The following is a 16,269-nucleotide window of genomic DNA, read 5'->3' as shown; positions in this document are numbered from 1 at the left end:
TTGGCTCTGCCAAGCGCCTCCTTGGACTATAGGCAGAGCCTATAGATGAGCATTCCCATGCAGAGCATGGGAACGAGATCAAACTCTTAACTCTTAACTCCTAACTTCTAACTCCTAACTCTTAACTCCTAACTAATGAATTCCTTAAACTCAGCATCTACATTAGAAACACATCTAGAAACTCAAACTGTTATTTACCCAACTCTACAGTATTTAGTTCGCTTTTTGCCGTGGGATGGTAAACGAATATTCGACCATCTTCGAGAAGAATGTAAACACAATCCATTTATAATAGAAAATTCTGATTTCCATACCAACGAAGCACTTTTAGATGATATTCTACCTAATTGGTATAGTCCCATCGCCCAGGAATTAAGTTTAAGCGAGCATCTTCTTGGACAAATATCAGTTTTGTCAATCCCGTCAAGACAACGTAAAGCCTTAACCTATCTAACTCAGTGGTTATCAAACTCAGGTTACTTAGAAGAAACTCCAGAAGTTTGGGCAAATGGTAGTATCTGGAGTACAAAAGAACTAGAGGCTGTTATTCCTCTCCTCCAAAGTTTAGATCCACCTGGAATTGGTACGCGAACCCTGCAAGAATGTCTGTTAATACAACTCACAAACCAGCCTGAAAGTCTAGCTTTTTTACTAGTTAAAAATTATTTAGAAGACATAGCAAATTGTATTGGCAATACTTCCGAGTCAAAGCAAAATTATCAAGTACTATTACAAAAACTGAACCAAAATATTAATGTTGACATTGATAAAATAACTGATGCTATTCATGAGATTCAAGAGTTAGAACCCCGTCCTGCCAGAAACTTCGGTGGTAGTAATGCTCCCATCGTCACCCCCGATTTAAAAGTTGAGCTAATAGCTGGAAGTTGGCAAATTTCTTTAGCTTATGAAGTCAAACAACGTTTTTGTCTGAATTCCGAAGCCATTAAGCTTTTGCAGGAATCACCAAAAGCAAGGCGAGATACCCAACAACTAGAAGCATTATTACAAAAAGCTAGAAATTTACTCACAGCTTTGCAACAATGGCAAGAAAATCTGCTCAAAGTTGGGAAATTTTTAGTTGAGCGACAGCAAGCTTTTTTGCAGAGTCGGGATAAATTAGACTTAGTATCTACTCCTCAGCAATTAGTAGCTCAATCGGTGGGACTTAGTAACTCTACAGTCAGCCGGATTGTGCGGGGACGGTATATATTAGTTTGCAATCAACACAGTCGGATAATTCCGTTGCATTCACTATGTGTTCCTGTCGGAGTAGGCGGACGTACTCCTCAACAAATCCAACAGATGCTATTACAGTTAATTGCAGAAGAATCACCCCCCAATCCTTATACTGATGAGCAATTAGCCCAGCTTTTGAAAATCCAATTTTCTCTGCCAATTACTCGCAGAACAGTCACAAAATACCGTAAAATTGCCGGAATAAAGTCATCACATCAGCGCAAGTTGACTGATAAAAAGATGGGAAGCAAGAGCAGGAAGCAAGGAAGTCTCTTGAAATATCAAAGTTGAGCCTTGGAACCTGAACGTTGCGCCTTTGAGCCTGAACGTTGCGCCTTTGAGCCTGAACGTTGCGCCTTTGAACCTGAAAGTTGCGCCTTTGAAGGCGAACATTGAGCCTTTGAGCCTGGAAGTTGCACCTTTGAACCTGAACGTTGCACCTTTGAGCCTGGAAGTTGCGTCTTTGAACCTGAACATTGAACCTTTGAGCCTCGAAGTTGCACCTTTGAACCTGAACGTTGCACCTTTGAGCCTGAAATTTTAAGTTTGATTGTTGACAAATGACCAATGACAAATAACTAAATCCAAAAATAAGCCAGGATGAGAGTCACGACAGTTAGCGGTAGACCAAAACGCAGATGTTCCCAGAATGACAACTGATAACCAAGTTTTGCAACAGCCTCAGCAACAATTAAATTAGCAACTGAACCTAACAAAGTTAAATTACCAGCTAAGGTAGATCCTGCTGCTAATAATAACCAGGTTCTTGTGTCTGGATGGGGAATTAAATGTTGTAGTAATAATACTGCTGGAACATTAGAAACTAAATTTGACAGGAGAGCAGTAATTCCTAATATATTCAGGGGAGTATAAACTAAACCACTAAACAAATTCAATATTCCTAATTTTTCTACTCCAGCAGTCACAACAAATAGCCCAGAAAACATCACCAGTAAATCCCAATCAACTTTATTTAAAACTCGTTGCGGTTTGATTCGCCTAGTAATGAACAGTAAACCAGCAGCTACAAGTGTTGCTTGGGCTGGAGGTATCCCAATTAAAAATGCAATTAATAATCCTCCGGTTATCAATAGGCTTTTAGTAAGCAACGGTTTAAATATGCGGTAACGCACGGGGGTTACACTCAAACAAGATTTAGTAGAACGAACATCAGGATAAAGCCACCACAATAACCCAATTTGGATTAACAAACTTACTAATGCGATGGGAGTCAATGCTTTCGCAAAATCAAGATAGCTGATCCCAGAGAAGGAACCAATCAAAATATTTTGTGGATTGCCACTTAAGGTAGCTACTGAGCCTAGATTAGTTGCTCCCGCCAAAGCAAGTAAGTAAGGAATTGGATTGAGGTTCAAAGTTTGAGTTAAACCGAGAACCAAAGGAGTCAAAATTAGAGCGATGGTATCATTCAGAAAAAAAGCGGAGAGAATCCCACTGCCGAAAGTTAAAACAATTAGCAAACCTAAAGGGCTGCGGGTGAAGTGTGTAACTGTATCAAGGGTTAATTGGAAAAAACCAGCGTAAGCTAAGTTTGTGCTGATTACCATCATGCCAAACAGGAAAATCAGCGTTTTATAGTCTATTGCTTGCCATGCTTCTTTGAGGTCTAATACCCCGAATGCCATCAGCAAAGATGCACCAACTAAAGCAATACTGGCTCGGTTCATCCGCAAACCAGGGAGATATCCTAAACCCAAACCGATATAAGTCAGTCCAATGATGATGTATCTGAAAACAATCATGATTTTGCTAGATGCTTTTGATTAAGTAGTCATTGGTCATTTGTCATTTGTCATTGGTCATTGGATTTTAGTGCATACCTCGCCTCTTGTGGGTGGAAAAACTTTGTCTTTTATGGGACTAATTCAAACCATGTTAAGGAGTGAACGGGTTTATTTTGGACTAATAACTAACGACTAATACTTCGACTACGCTCAGTACAAGTGACTAATGACTAATGACTAATGATTAATAATTAATGACTGCCCTAAGCGGTTTGAGGTGATGCTTTTCTATTAACTCCTGTTTTTGTTTCAGGTACACAGAACCAAAAAACTGCTAAAGCCACAACTGCGATCGCTGCTAAAATCAAAAAACCAACATTGTAACCAGCACTTTTAACCACAAATCCAGCCAGCACGTTGCTCAAACCCGCACCAATGCCAATAGCAGTATTGAGCATTCCTTGGGTAACATTAAAGCGTCCCGTGCCTTTAGTCAAATCAGCTACCATTAACACGGAAAGCACACCAAAAATCCCGCCTGCAATACCATCCAGAATTTGCACAGAAACGAGAAAATAGGGATTGCCCGAAAACGTATACAGCACTCCTCGAATCGGTAAGACGGCAAAACCCAGCAAAAATATGGGTTTTCGGGCTGTATGTGCAAAACGCCCAGCCAAGTTAGACACTGGAATCATCACTAACTGAGCGACAATGATACAAGCAGACATATAAACTGTGTCACTTGTGCCTTTACCCTGTGCTAATTCTTGACCAACTAGCGGTAACATAGCAGCATTGGCAAAGTGAAACAGAACTACTGCAATAGTAAAGAATAAGATTTGGCGATCGCTCAATAATTGCAATATGCCTTCATAGCCCTGCTGATGTTTTTGATTATCTTCCTCCTCTCTCTCTTCACCATCTCCACGCGCTAGTTCGTGGTCAATCTCTCTTTCGCGAATCATCCTCACTGAAATAATACTGCCCACAGCCATAGCTGCAACCAAGAAAAATATTGCCTTGCGGGCAATAAAGTAACCTACTAAACCAGCGAGAATAGCAGCTAGCAGATTTCCTGTATGGTTAAATGTTTCATTACGACCTACGCGCCTATCTAATCTCTCATGTCCTACGAGTCCCAGAGTAATAGCAGTAATCGCAGGTGGGAAAATTGCTGCTGCAATCCCAATCATAATCTGAGAGCCAATGACAACAGGCAAATTGGGGAACAAGCCCATAGCAATACAGCCGATAGAAACAAACACAGCCGCCAGTACAATCAACATTCGTTTTTGACGTAGCCTGTCAACCAATGCACCAGCTGGTGTTTGGGCAATAACTGTGGCAATTGCCGAAGCTGACATCGCCAATCCAATTTGAGCCGGGTTCCAATTTGCTGAGGCTTTCAGGTAAATGCTCAGATATGGCCCAACACCATCGCGCACATCTGCGAGAAACACATTCAAGTAATCAAGCGATCGCAAACTCTTCTTACTCGGTCTTCGCTGTTGTTGCATAAGTCTTTAGTGATATTTTGTCAGCTATGGAGCGGTCACAATCCTTTTGTGCAAAAATCGTGCCAAATCAATAGTGTCCGGCTGCATCTAGCGAAAAAACCTTCTTTGTGCCAGATACAACTTACACAAGTAATAGCCGAAACCCTGATTTTCAATTAACGTGAGTTCGACAGACCTCTCCCTCCCCTAAAAGGCGAACGCGTTGCGTCTCCGTAAGGAGAGGGAGGAGTAAAGTCCTTTCTTTAATGGGAAATAGTGAAGATTTTTAGATTTTAATTGCACTTTTTTGTGTGGATATCAGTGCGATCGCAAAAAGAAATCCCCTCTGCTTTTGCCATAGTAAAGTAATTACAACGCAAAGGGAATTTCATTTTTATTAATATTTCTGTAGAGGCAGGTTTTAAGGACAATTCTGGCAAAAAAGTCGTTTATTTGATTTAAAACCCACCAAAACCTATGTTGTATTGATTTTTAGCTGTGTAGTCAGTTGGGCTATTTCCAATCGGGAATTTCAGCGTCTTCACCACCAATCCCGATTCCAGTGTTAAATATTTCCGCATCAGTAAGATTTAGATTGTTCATTGATGCTTGATACACATTAGAATCGTGAATAGTAGCGCCAGTAAAATTTACTCCGTTGAGATTGACTTGCTTTAAATTCACATTGGTTACATAAGCAGATGTTAGGTTAGCACCTGCCAAGTTTGCACCAGTTAAGTCAGCACCTTCGAGGTTAGCTCCTACAAGGTTAGCTCCTTGGAGCTTCGAGCCTCTCAAGTCAGCACCAATTAAATGAGCGCCACTGAGGTTAGCTCCTGATAGTTCGCACCTAACACATTCCCCAGTTGAAAGCAGCTTTTGTAAATCCTGTGGATTCTCGGCTCTAACCGAGCTAGCGAAAAATAGGGGTGTTGCTAAGGCCATGGCCGCTAATAGCTGGAGTTTCATAATTTCCCCCTTAATAATCAAGTTTGCGTCCGTTCTGTCCCTCACAACTCTATTATCTCACTAAACTTCGTGAGGTCAATCTCTCTTGTGACAATCTATCTCCTGACAAGGTAGTTGCGATCTGAAACTCAGATAAAAGTGATGTCAAAAATGCCATTAATTCTGACTTTTTGGCAATTTTTACCGAATAATTCCTCAAAAACGTCCCCTCTTAAATTACTATTAAATCTTTAAAAATTAAAAGCTGGCGCTATCCGCTATAGCTAATTTTATGAGTATTTATACTTTATTTATCAATTGATAGTTTAGCTTAAGTCCTCAGAAATTCTCGCATATACTGATTAACTAATTCCGGCTGTTCTTGCTGCACCCAATGGCCACAATTAGGAATGTACTTGATTTGAAAATCCCTGACATAAGCTGCGGTGTCGTAGGTTAGTTCCTTGCCAAGTGCAGGGTCATTTTCTCCCCAAATCATCAGTGTTGGCACTTCCAGAACGCCCCAATTTGGATTTAGCATTCTTTGTTGAAAAATATTGCGGTAGTAGTTCAACATTGCTGTGAGGGCACCGCGTTTTGCAGCAGCATTTTTATAAGCGTCAATATCCGCTTTACTGAAAGCACTCTTGTTAACTGCCAAATTTTTAAAAGTTGTTTCAATAGCTTGATAGTCTGAAGACTGTAAAAGTAATTCTGGTATCCACGGTAGTTGAAAGAAAAATACGTAGTTGCTACGTAGCAACTGTTGAGGAGTGCGTAACCCTTGGGCAAATTTAGCAGGATGAGGCAGGTTAAGAATAATTAATTGTTCTAACATTTCGGGGTGAGTGTATGCGAAATTCCAAGCGATCGCACCACCCCAATCATGTCCAACTAATACACATTTTTGAGATCCTAATCCTTTAATTACTCCCTCAACATCTTTGATAAAATCATCCATGACATAAGCTGATTGCTCATTTGGTTTATCACTATCGTTGTAGCCACGCAAGTCAAGGGCAACGACTTTAAAATTTTGGGCAAATTCTGGTATTTGATGCCGCCAAGAATACCAAAACTCAGGAAACCCATGCAACATCAACATTAAAGGGCCTTCACCTTGGGTAACGTAGTGTAGTTTTACCCGATTGGTAATTATATATTCGTGTTTCCAAGAACTTTCTATTAGAGACATAATTAATCCAAATTCAGCATTAAAAAATACTAAATACTAATACTGTACTTAGCAAGTTTAATATTATTTTGATCGGTCTCACATCTATTGAAAGACAGTATTCCGATAGTGATTTTTTGCACAAATATTAGACAATTTGTCTTGAGGTAGATGTGAATCGTGGGCAAATTTTGGTAAAAGGTAGATATAATTCTTCCCAACTACCATGACACAACAGTTGACAAACCATCCTTCATTGTGGGTTGAGCGACTGGGACGATTTGGCTATATTTCTAAGGGAGTAGTTTACGGTATAGTTGGACTACTGGCAGCACAGACAGCTTTTGGCAGGGGTGGTAAAACAACTGATACGCAAGGCGCTCTCCAAACAATCGTCAACCAGCCATTTGGTCAATTTTTGCTGACTCTAGTTGCAATTGGCTTGATTGGATACGTAATCTGGCGTTTTGTACAGGCAATTAAAGACCCAGAAAATAAAGGTAATGATGCCAAAGGTTTAGCAATACGAATTGGTTACGCAGTTAATGGCTTGATTTATGCAAGTTTAGCCTTAAGTGCTGTGCAAATCGTTATGGGTACAGGCAGTGGTAAAAATAGTAGTGATTCTACTGAAGATTCGACAGCACGTTTGCTTTCTCAACCCTTTGGCCAATGGTTAGTTGGAACTGTGGGGGTGTTTGTAATTGCTCTAGGTTTCTATCAGTTTTATCAAGCTTTTAGTGGCAAATTTCGTAAAGAACTCAATTTAACTGAATTAAGCAACACACAAGCCCAATGGGTAATGAGAATTTCCAGATTTGGTTTAGCGGCACGGGGTATCGTATTTTGCATTATCGGTTGGTTTTTAATTGAAGCTGCAAGGCAATCGAACGCCGCTACCGCAGAAGGTTTGGATGAAGTATTACAGACGCTAGCACAACAGCCTAACGGAGCATGGCTTTTGGGTATTGTGGCACTAGGTTTAGTTGCCTATGGGATTTACACAATAATACAAGCGCGGTATCGTCGACTAGTCAGTGTTTAGATGGTGCAGTGTCGAGAATTTCAATCAAACAGAATTCAGGAATTAGGAGTCAGAATTCAAAATTAATTCTGTACGATTGGCGGACGAATAATCGGGTTTAAAACCCCTACAAAACAAGAAAATTTGACCCACTAATTGCTTCTGACTCCTGTTAGCGGTAGCGGGGCGTTTAGCCCATTGTGACTCCTGAATTCTTCTTCAAAGAAATGGCAATAATAGAAACTCGTGGTATTTGGTTGACTACTACTGATAGTCAAGTTCTTAGATCGAAGGAACGCATTGCTGAGGCGATGGATTTCCTGGCCGAAACGGGATTTAATGTGGTGTTTCCCGTTGTTTGGAACAAAGCAGTAACTCTGTATCCCAGTCAAACAATGCAGCAGACATTTGGAGTCGAAATTGACCCGATGTCTGTAGACCGCGACCCTTTAGAAGAGGTGATAGTTGAGGCGCGGCGAGTCGGATTGAAAGTCATTCCTTGGTTTGAATACGGTTTTGCCAGTTCCTACAATTTGAATGGTAGTGTACTTTTACAAAAAAAACCGGAATGGGCTGCGCGTGATTATAAGGGTAACTTACTGAAGAAAAACGGCTTTGAGTGGTTGAATGCACTCGATCCACAGGTGCAGGAATTCTTCTTAAACTTAGTGCTGGAAGTTGCGAATAATTATGATGTGGATGGTATTCAAGGAGATGATCGCTTCCCTGCATTACCCTCTGAAGGTGGCTACGATCGGGTAACTGTCAACCGTTATCGCCAGGAATTCGATCGCAATCCACCACAGAACCACAAGGATAAGCAATGGTTACAGTGGCGTGCAGATATTCTCAGTGAGTTTTTGGCGCATCTCTACTGGAAGGTGAAAGCGGTGAATCCTAATTTATTAGTAGCGATCGCACCTAATATTTATGATTGGGCATTCCAGGAATATCTGCAAGACTCACCCGCATGGCTGAAGCGGGGAATCGTTGATATGATTCAGCCGCAGATTTATCGCCGTGACTTTAGGAGTTATCAGGCGATCGTTGATAAACTAGTAAACCAACAGTTTACAGATACAACACTGCCCAAGTTAGCACCAGGAATATTGATGAAGCTTGGCTCTTACTGTATTAGTCCAGAATATCTGGTGCAGGTAATTGAATACAATCGTCAACTTGGCATTCAAGGAGAGGTATTCTTTTTTTACGAAGGTTTGCGCGAGAATAACAATGCCCTTGCTAAAGTTTTGCGAAATGGGCCTTATGCTAAGTTTGCATCATTTCCCACATTGTCAGATTTGAGTGCAGGTGGTGTGAGTCACAAGACGACATCTTCTATTTGGTCAGGAATGGAAAATTTGTTAAAAAAGATTTTTTAAGGAAAAAGGCGCGTGGAATATAAATTGTCAGTGGAAAAGGTAATTAATACTTTAAAAGAAGATTTACCGACACTTTTTGAAAAAGATATTTCTTATGACATTTATACACAGGATATCTATTTTAAAGACCCCGTGAATACATTCAAATACAAATTTAACTATCGCATTATATTTTGGACTTTACGATTTCACGCTCGGCTCTTTTTTACCCGAATTTTCTTTGATGTACATGAGATTTATCAGTCAGATGAAGATACGATTTTAGCAAAATGGACAGTGAGGGGGGTGTTGCGCGTTCCCTGGAAAGCAGGGTTACTTTTCAATGGCTATTCGACATATAAACTCAATCAAGATAATTTTATATACAAGCATATCGACACCTGGGATAGAAAGCCAGGGGAGATTCTACGACAGTTTTGGCAAAGGTAAAGCAATAGCTAATTGGATTTTTTACGAGCCTTGTAAAATCTCATTAATTTGACTGATTCTCTGTTTTATTTGTTCTGTCAGAGAATTTCTTAATAAGTCCAGATTTTCGGCTGAAAAGTTTAGTATTCCTAAAGCATATAATAGGCTAGAAACACCAATAAATAAAGCCAAAATTCTCCCAAAACAACCAGGATTGATTTCAATAAAAGCTAATTTAGATTGTCCAATTACAGCAATCGTTATAAAAACAATTCCTGCTATTAGAAAGGTGCTATTTGGAGTTAAATCTGTCATTTTTCGATTAAGATGCCTCAGCACTTTTATTGTAGCTATTATTAGTTAAAATTTCTGCTTCTGCTAAATGCAAAAACATAAAAATTTTACAACTCAACATCCACCCCAAACTAATAAGGCTCTGGCTATTACAGTATCGGTCTTGGAATTCATAGTATGCTATGATTTAGAAAGGGATATTTAGACTTTAAGACTTGTTGAGCGACAAATAGCCTTAATTGTCTAAATTGTGTATAAATTGTTTCTGTTTTGCTCAGATACCGAAACAAAAACCCATATTTTGTAAGCAGCGACCTAACTGATATGTCTCTAGATATAAATCAGATGTTTTTAAGTGGCAGCTGATTTAAACCTCAATTTTGCTGAAACTATTCTGTGGTAAAACCTTCAGCATCAAAAAGCCAAAATGTTATCACTCGTGTACTAGACGTTAATTTAGTTTATATATTAAACTGCACTAAGACGATAGGAATAGTGGGTTTTTATGGAAAGCGTCCAAAACGTTAGTCAAGAGTTGAATGTAACAAGAGACACAGCACTAGAGCAATTACAACAGTCTACTCCAGTAAAATTCAAAAAAGACATTTTCAAAAAACTCAGAGGTGGATTTTTTCTGGTACTAGGATATTTACTATCACCACTATGTTGGTGGAATGACCTACTATTCAATCTGCCAATAGCTTATGGTTTTGGGTATGCATGTAGTTTACTTTCCCCAAAATTGCTTCTACCTTGTTCAATTATCGGATATTGGCTCTCTAATATTGTGGGAATTCTCTTGATGCAATTCGGTTCTAAGGACATTTTTCAAAAAGAACCTCAAGAGCATAACCTCAAAAAAGAATTATTCACAGGTCTAATTTCTTCAACAGTTTATACACTGTTGATTATGCTATTGATCCAGTTGAAGATTCTCGATTCTCCCATTTTATTCTCCAACAGTTAATTTAGTTGATCATCCTTTCTCCAAAGGAATCGATAGTATGGGCGCACCTCTATACGTCCATACTATTTCAAAACATCGGGGTTTTGAGTCTGTTAATGGAGAGTAAATCAGCGAACAAGAAGATCAATTCTCATCAAATTTTAAAAATTCACTTAAATTCAATAATTTTGGAGCCTCCTTACTTACAATTAATGGCAACTTACCATTCCATTTTTCTAGTGCTTGCCTTTGCAGAATTTCTGGAGTTAAACCATCACGTAATAATCTGTGCGTCTCAGCCTCTCCTTTGGCTAAATTCACTTTTGCTTCAGCCTCTTTTGTTGCTTTCAATGCGATAAATTCTGCTCGTTTTGCTTCTTGTTCAGCAATCTGCTTCGCCTCCACCGCCTCATCAAATCGTTCTGAAAAATGGACATGAACTAGAGAAATATCATCAACTGCAACGTGATAGCTACCCAATCTTGTGGACAAGGCATCATCTACTCCACTCTTCACTTCTCCTCGTTTAGTAATAATTTCTTCAGCAGTATACTTTGCTATTACCGCTTTTAGTACTTCTTCAACGGCTGGGCTAATAATCCGAATAACTACATTTTGTTCATCTCCAATTTCCTGAAAAATGACATTTGTTTCCTGGGGAATAATATGCCAATTGAGAGCTACATCGGCAAAAACATTTTGTAAATCTTTGGAAGAAGCCTCAGCAGAAATTTCCTGTTTTTGGACTCTAATACTCAACTTTTTCACAGTATTGACTACAGGAATAATTAAGTGAAGTCCTTCTCCTAATATCTGGTTTTGTACTTCGCCAAATTTCATTAATACACCACGTTCTCCTGCATTTATAATCACACAAGGCGTGAGTAAGAGAGTTATCAAACACAAAAGAGCGGTCAGTTTACCGGCACTGTTAAAACTTGTAATTTTTATCATCTGTGTGAACCATGTATGCATCTTGCATAGAGACACATATTTAGGAGTTATGGGCTTCTTCCCGTCATGATTTTAGCTCGACTTGATCCAAAACTAAGAACATTCTCGACTCAATAGCAACTGCCCATTATTCAGCCGATATAGACCTTGCGGTTCGATAATCGGATCGCCTTTCTTCCAGGGACGGTATGTAGTTTCGACACCTCTCACTTCACCAGTTATGTAGTTAGAAACCAAAACCCCAGGACGATTAGTAGTCAAGGCACCAGAACCTGTGATGGTAAAAGAGTTTTCTTGTCGCTTTGTGCCGCGTGAAATGCAACTATTGGCAATGAGTGCGTTAGCGTCGATGACTGGAGGTAATTCGGTGAAGCTGTTTTGGATGGAACTGGTATCAGGTACGTTAATGTTGATCGCACCTGAAACACCTAATTCGGAACTGGCAGTAATATCGCTTTTTTCAGTTGGCTTTGGACGCGCTTCGATACCGAAGATACCTTGCGAGTTAATTTCGACATTTCCACCACGCCCTTCAAAAGCATTGGCGCTAATGTCGCTGTTTTCTTTGGGAATGGCGATGATAAATTTTGAATTGATATTGATGTTACCGCCATTGCCACCAGCTTGTGCCGTACCTGCGTTGGTGGAGATTTGACCACCACGTCGCATGAGAAGTAAATCCCTAATTCCCAGCTTAATATTACCCCCATTGCCTGATGCTGATTCAGCGATGAATCTTCCCTGTTTATCTAAAGTAACTTTGGGCGAGTTAACTTCAATATCACCTGCAACACCAAAGCCTGAAGAACGAACAAAGAAACCACTATTAGCATCATCTTCGGGAAACCTTTTAAGAAGTTGAGCTTCTGTATTCTCAGGATTTATGTAGGTATCTGAAACAATTACTTGGTCTTTAGCATTGACTATAATCTTACCTGCATTACCACCTCCTGTAGTAGTTGTAATAAGTTGCCCCCCATTACTAGCCTCCACTATTCGTGCATTGACTGTAATATTTCCACCATCACCAAAATTATAAGTTCTTGCGTCTAATAAAGCACTATCAGATATTCGAAAAACATCAGTATTTACAGTGATATTGCCACTGTTACCTATAGTTACAGTATATGTAAATAATCCACTGGAATTGCCAGTGATTGGATTAAAACCAGAAATATTAACACCATCAGTTGCGTTAATTTGGATATTTCCAGCTTTAATAGAATTGGTACTAAATTTAAAAAAATCTATGGAAGGATTTCCAGGAGAAGTAATTTCTACACCAGCAAAAGCTCCACGGCTAGTGGCAACAAATTGAGCGCCATTCGTTAAGGAGAGAGAGTGAGATGTAACATTAATTTCTCCCCCCTTACCCAATCCCTCTTCTTCTACAGAACTAAATATAAAACCATTTGAAAAAGACGCAGAATCCTTGGCTTGTATGAAGATATTACCTGCATTTCCTTCTCCAAAGGTACTAGTCGAAATTCTGGCATCATCCGTTACAGATAACGAGCCAGAGGATATAGTAATGTTTCCTCCTTTACCAACTGTTCTTCTTCCTAAGTTGCTTCTAATTCCACTTGCCTTTCCTTCTCTGATTCCAGCGATCGCAACTGCACCCGTGACATCGATATTAACATTGCCTGCATTTCCCTGGTTGAATGGCTGTCCGACAGAATTGTCATCATTATTTTTAACAGAGGTTACTAGTTGAGCGCCATCACTAATGGAGAGTGAAGCGGCCTTAATGTTGATATTGGCACCATTACCCTCACTTTTTGACTCCACGTCACTGAGGATGCCAGTATTATTTCCTGAAATTGAAACAGAACCAGAAGCACTAATAAACACATTTCCTGCATCCCCTCGTCCAAAAGTACTAGAAGCTAATTGAGCGCCGTTGTTCAAGAAAAATGAGCCAGTAGTGATATTAATATCCCCTCCTGTACCCGCACCTGTTGCTTTGACAATGCTGAAAATGCCATCACTTCTGTCAATAGAGACTGTATCACTGGCATTAATTATCACATTACCTGCATTTCCCTTTCCAGCAGTACTTACTTCTAAGCCAGCACCATTAGTAATGAATACTGATCCAGTATTAATGAGGATTTTACCACCGTTACCTACCGCTCCTGCTAGTACTAAACTGCGAGCCGCGCTATTTAATCCATTACTGCCTATACCATCAAAAACAACTGTATCACGAGCATCGATGCTCACATTACCTGCATCTCCTCGTCCAAGGGTGCTAGTAGTCAAAAAAGCACCATTTGTAACAGACAGCAATCCTGTGGTGATGTTAACACCACCTCCTTTGCCTACCGCTCCTGCTCCTGATATGCTGAAAGCCGCACTGGCTGCTCCATCAAAATTTACTGTATCGCTAGCATTAATGGTTACATTACCAGCATCTCCCTGACCAAAACTGCTGGCACTCAATTGTGACCCGTTGTTCACAGAGAGCTTTCTAGTGTTGATGTTTATCGTACCTGCTTTCCCCACTCCTCTAGCATCTACAAGAGCAAAGGCTTGGCTTCCCACATCAAAGAAGGCTATATCACTGGCGTTGATATTCACATTGCCTGCATCTCCTCGTCCACTAGTACTGGCTGATAATCCTGCGTTATTAGTGACAAAAAGTGACTTAGTGGTGATATTGATGCCACCAGCTTTACCTACCGCTCCCTCTCCTAATATGCTCAAAGCCCCACTGTCTGCTCCATCAAAATTTACTGTATCGCTAGCATTAATGGTTACATTACCAGCATCTCCCCGTCCAAAACTGCTAGCACTCAGTTCGGAACCATTTTTCACAGACAGCGACCTGGCATTAATGTTGACATTGCCACTTTTTCCTACTCCTTCAGTTGTCGTTAGGCTATAAGCGTAGCTCTTTTGATCAAAAGAGACACTATCGCGTGCATTGATATTAATAATCCCTGCATTTCCTCGTCCACTAGTACTAGCAGACATGTATGTATTATTGCTCAAAGATACTAACCCAGCTTTAATGGAAATATTGCCAGCATTCCCGACTGCTTCATTTCCAATTCCGCTATAAGCATTAGCCCCATCAAATAAAACATTTTCACGAGCATCTATAATGATATTTCCCGCATTCCCTTGTCCTAAATTTGAGGCAGCAAGTAGAGCACTATCCTCTAATGTGAGGGAACTAGAATTTATGGTAATATTACCTCCATTGCCTTTTGCTCCCAAATTCACAAAATTGTAAATTCCGCTCCCAACTCCAGCAACTTTGATTTCTCCGGTAGCATTAAGTGTAATATCACCTGCAACAGTCTCAGGTGTACCCAAACCTTGCCCAATGCCAGCAATCAGTACACTTTCTTCTAAAATATCTATATTACGAGCGTTGACTATGATGTCTCCACCATCACTAGCACTTACATTTATATTTGCAGCATTTTTGAGAGACACATCTGCCCGCGTGACATTCTCTGGAAACGTTAGACTGAAATTATTATCATCTAGCTGAAGATTGATATTTCCAGGAGCAGATAATCCTCCTAACTCAACTCGACCACCATAGGCTCGCAATCTGCCACCATCCATATTAATGTCGCTACCTACAAGCAGTAAACTCTTCCTATCTGGCACTCGTAAACCAGATGTATTCATGCCTGAAGGAGATATTCCTGCTGGTACAATTGAGTTATTTTGAATTGCTGCATTCTGATTAATCTGATTAAAAAATAAAACCGAAGGATTAATAGTCAATAATGGCGCGGCTTGGGGATTTGTGGCACTAAAAACACCCTGATTACCAAATTGTACTCCGTTCGCCGTCGTCCCCACAAAGGAACCCTGCACATCTAGACTGGCATCTTTTCCAAACACAATCCCATTAGGATTTATCAAAAATACATTAGGATTAGAACTACCAAATGTGCCGAGTCTTCCCAAAATTTCTGAAGGATTATTACCTGTCACCCGTGCCAAAATATTTTGGATGTCTGCGCTAGGACTGAAGAAATAAGCTGCCCGTCCCTCGCTGATATTAAATTCTCCAAAGCTGTGAAACAGATTTATTTGGCGAATTGCACCACCTGTAATTACTTCAATTGGTTGTCCCTGAAAGTTGCCTATAACTTGAGATGACTCAGTACCAAGTGTACTATCAGGTACGATATTACTTTGTTGTGCCTGGGTTTTGTTAGTGAGGAGACTTACACTTAAGCAGCCCAGCAACCCTGCCAATCCCAATTGCAAACACTTGTGTAATCCGTATTTTCTCGTCATAAGACGCGCTTTCATATAGATTATTCCAGTATCTAATAAAGCTGTACCTTTGGACTATAAACAAGCGAATACTCGTTAAGTATGCAGTTTTCTGCAATAATGGGGCGATGTCTGATATGACAAAGACTGGACGGCGATAAAATAAATATGTCCTAAGCTTAGTGTTTTTATAGTTCGCCAAAATTACGATAAATTGTTAGTGCGATCGCTCTACAAATGGAGATTGCAAGTACTACAATAATCAATCTGAATATAGTTATTAATTGCTGTCACAGAACCATAAATAACAAAAAGCCCCAGGCTGTGGAGCTAGGGCTTTTATTATAAAAATAAAACCTGGCATCGAGCTATTTTTGCGTAGGGCAACCCCTAAACTATCGTTGCCGC

13 protein-coding genes are annotated in these 16,269 nt (G+C 40.0%); 6 read left to right on the top strand and 7 right to left on the bottom strand.

The genetic code is table 11. The features are described from left to right. Positions 1 to 135: 135 nt before the first annotated feature. Both RMZ95_RS14695 and RMZ95_RS14690 read left to right on the top strand, forming a co-directional pair. Positions 136 to 1,530 (top strand): RNA polymerase subunit sigma-54, encoded by a 1,395-nt coding sequence (locus RMZ95_RS14695; RefSeq protein WP_322682598.1) that lies wholly within the window; start codon positions 136 to 138, stop codon positions 1,528 to 1,530. Between the two features lie 25 nt (positions 1,531 to 1,555). Then, on the top strand, positions 1,556 to 1,783 hold the full coding sequence (locus tag RMZ95_RS14690; protein ID WP_409882682.1) for a hypothetical protein: 228 nt from the start codon (positions 1,556 to 1,558) through the stop codon (positions 1,781 to 1,783). A gap of 34 nt (positions 1,784 to 1,817) precedes the next feature. Here RMZ95_RS14690 and RMZ95_RS14685 read toward each other — a convergent pair whose 3' ends face one another. The 4 genes from RMZ95_RS14685 to RMZ95_RS14670 all read right to left on the bottom strand — a co-directional run bounded on the left by RMZ95_RS14685 (position 1,818) and on the right by RMZ95_RS14670 (position 6,626). Continuing rightward, positions 1,818 to 3,002: an anion transporter gene (locus RMZ95_RS14685; protein WP_322682600.1), complete on the bottom strand. Its 1,185-nt coding sequence runs from the start codon at positions 3,000 to 3,002 to the stop codon at positions 1,818 to 1,820. A gap of 245 nt (positions 3,003 to 3,247) precedes the next feature. Beyond that, a complete protein-coding gene (locus tag RMZ95_RS14680; protein WP_322682601.1) occupies positions 3,248 to 4,504 on the bottom strand; it encodes an MFS transporter in 1,257 nt (418 codons plus the stop codon). A gap of 492 nt (positions 4,505 to 4,996) precedes the next feature. Beyond that, the gene (locus RMZ95_RS14675) at positions 4,997 to 5,452 is read right to left on the bottom strand and encodes a pentapeptide repeat-containing protein (protein ID WP_322682602.1); all 456 of its coding nucleotides are present in this window, start codon (positions 5,450 to 5,452) and stop codon (positions 4,997 to 4,999) included. Positions 5,453 to 5,762: 310 nt separating this feature from the next. Next, positions 5,763 to 6,626, bottom strand: coding sequence for an alpha/beta hydrolase (locus tag RMZ95_RS14670; protein ID WP_322682603.1), 864 nt, complete (start codon positions 6,624 to 6,626; stop codon positions 5,763 to 5,765). Positions 6,627 to 6,831: 205 nt separating this feature from the next. On the opposite strand from RMZ95_RS14670, the gene RMZ95_RS14665 reads away from it, so the two are divergent. From RMZ95_RS14665 to RMZ95_RS14655, 3 genes are all read left to right on the top strand, one after another. Next, a complete protein-coding gene (locus RMZ95_RS14665) occupies positions 6,832 to 7,650 on the top strand; it encodes a DUF1206 domain-containing protein (RefSeq protein WP_322675577.1) in 819 nt (272 codons plus the stop codon). 206 nt (positions 7,651 to 7,856) lie between these two features. Continuing rightward, a complete protein-coding gene (locus RMZ95_RS14660; RefSeq protein ID WP_322682609.1) occupies positions 7,857 to 9,011 on the top strand; it encodes a glycoside hydrolase family 10 protein in 1,155 nt (384 codons plus the stop codon). Between the two features lie 12 nt (positions 9,012 to 9,023). Next, positions 9,024 to 9,440 carry a DUF2358 domain-containing protein gene (locus RMZ95_RS14655; RefSeq protein ID WP_322675576.1) on the top strand — a complete coding sequence of 139 codons (417 nt, stop codon included), beginning with the start codon at positions 9,024 to 9,026 and terminating at the stop codon, positions 9,438 to 9,440. Between the two features lie 21 nt (positions 9,441 to 9,461). On the opposite strand, the gene RMZ95_RS14650 is transcribed toward RMZ95_RS14655, so the two are convergent. Continuing rightward, positions 9,462 to 9,734: a hypothetical protein gene (locus tag RMZ95_RS14650; protein ID WP_322675575.1), complete on the bottom strand. Its 273-nt coding sequence runs from the start codon at positions 9,732 to 9,734 to the stop codon at positions 9,462 to 9,464. A 484-nt stretch (positions 9,735 to 10,218) separates the two neighbouring features. On the opposite strand from RMZ95_RS14650, the gene RMZ95_RS14645 reads away from it, so the two are divergent. Beyond that, positions 10,219 to 10,680 (top strand): hypothetical protein, encoded by a 462-nt coding sequence (locus RMZ95_RS14645; RefSeq protein ID WP_322682604.1) that lies wholly within the window; start codon positions 10,219 to 10,221, stop codon positions 10,678 to 10,680. Between the two features lie 123 nt (positions 10,681 to 10,803). On the opposite strand, the gene RMZ95_RS14640 is transcribed toward RMZ95_RS14645, so the two are convergent. Continuing rightward, complete coding sequence (locus tag RMZ95_RS14640) at positions 10,804 to 11,613, bottom strand: prohibitin family protein (RefSeq protein ID WP_322682605.1); 810 nt, start codon at positions 11,611 to 11,613, stop codon at positions 10,804 to 10,806. Between the two features lie 93 nt (positions 11,614 to 11,706). Next, positions 11,707 to 15,897 (bottom strand): filamentous hemagglutinin N-terminal domain-containing protein, encoded by a 4,191-nt coding sequence (locus tag RMZ95_RS14635; protein WP_322682606.1) that lies wholly within the window; start codon positions 15,895 to 15,897, stop codon positions 11,707 to 11,709. Positions 15,898 to 16,269 lie beyond the last annotated feature (372 nt).

The sequence above is a fragment of the Nostoc sp. DedQUE07 genome (assembly GCF_034530975.2).
Lineage (GTDB): Bacteria > Cyanobacteriota > Cyanobacteriia > Cyanobacteriales > Nostocaceae > Nostoc.
Note: the sequence above shows the minus strand (reverse complement) of the source record. Positions and strands in the feature narration are given on the sequence as shown.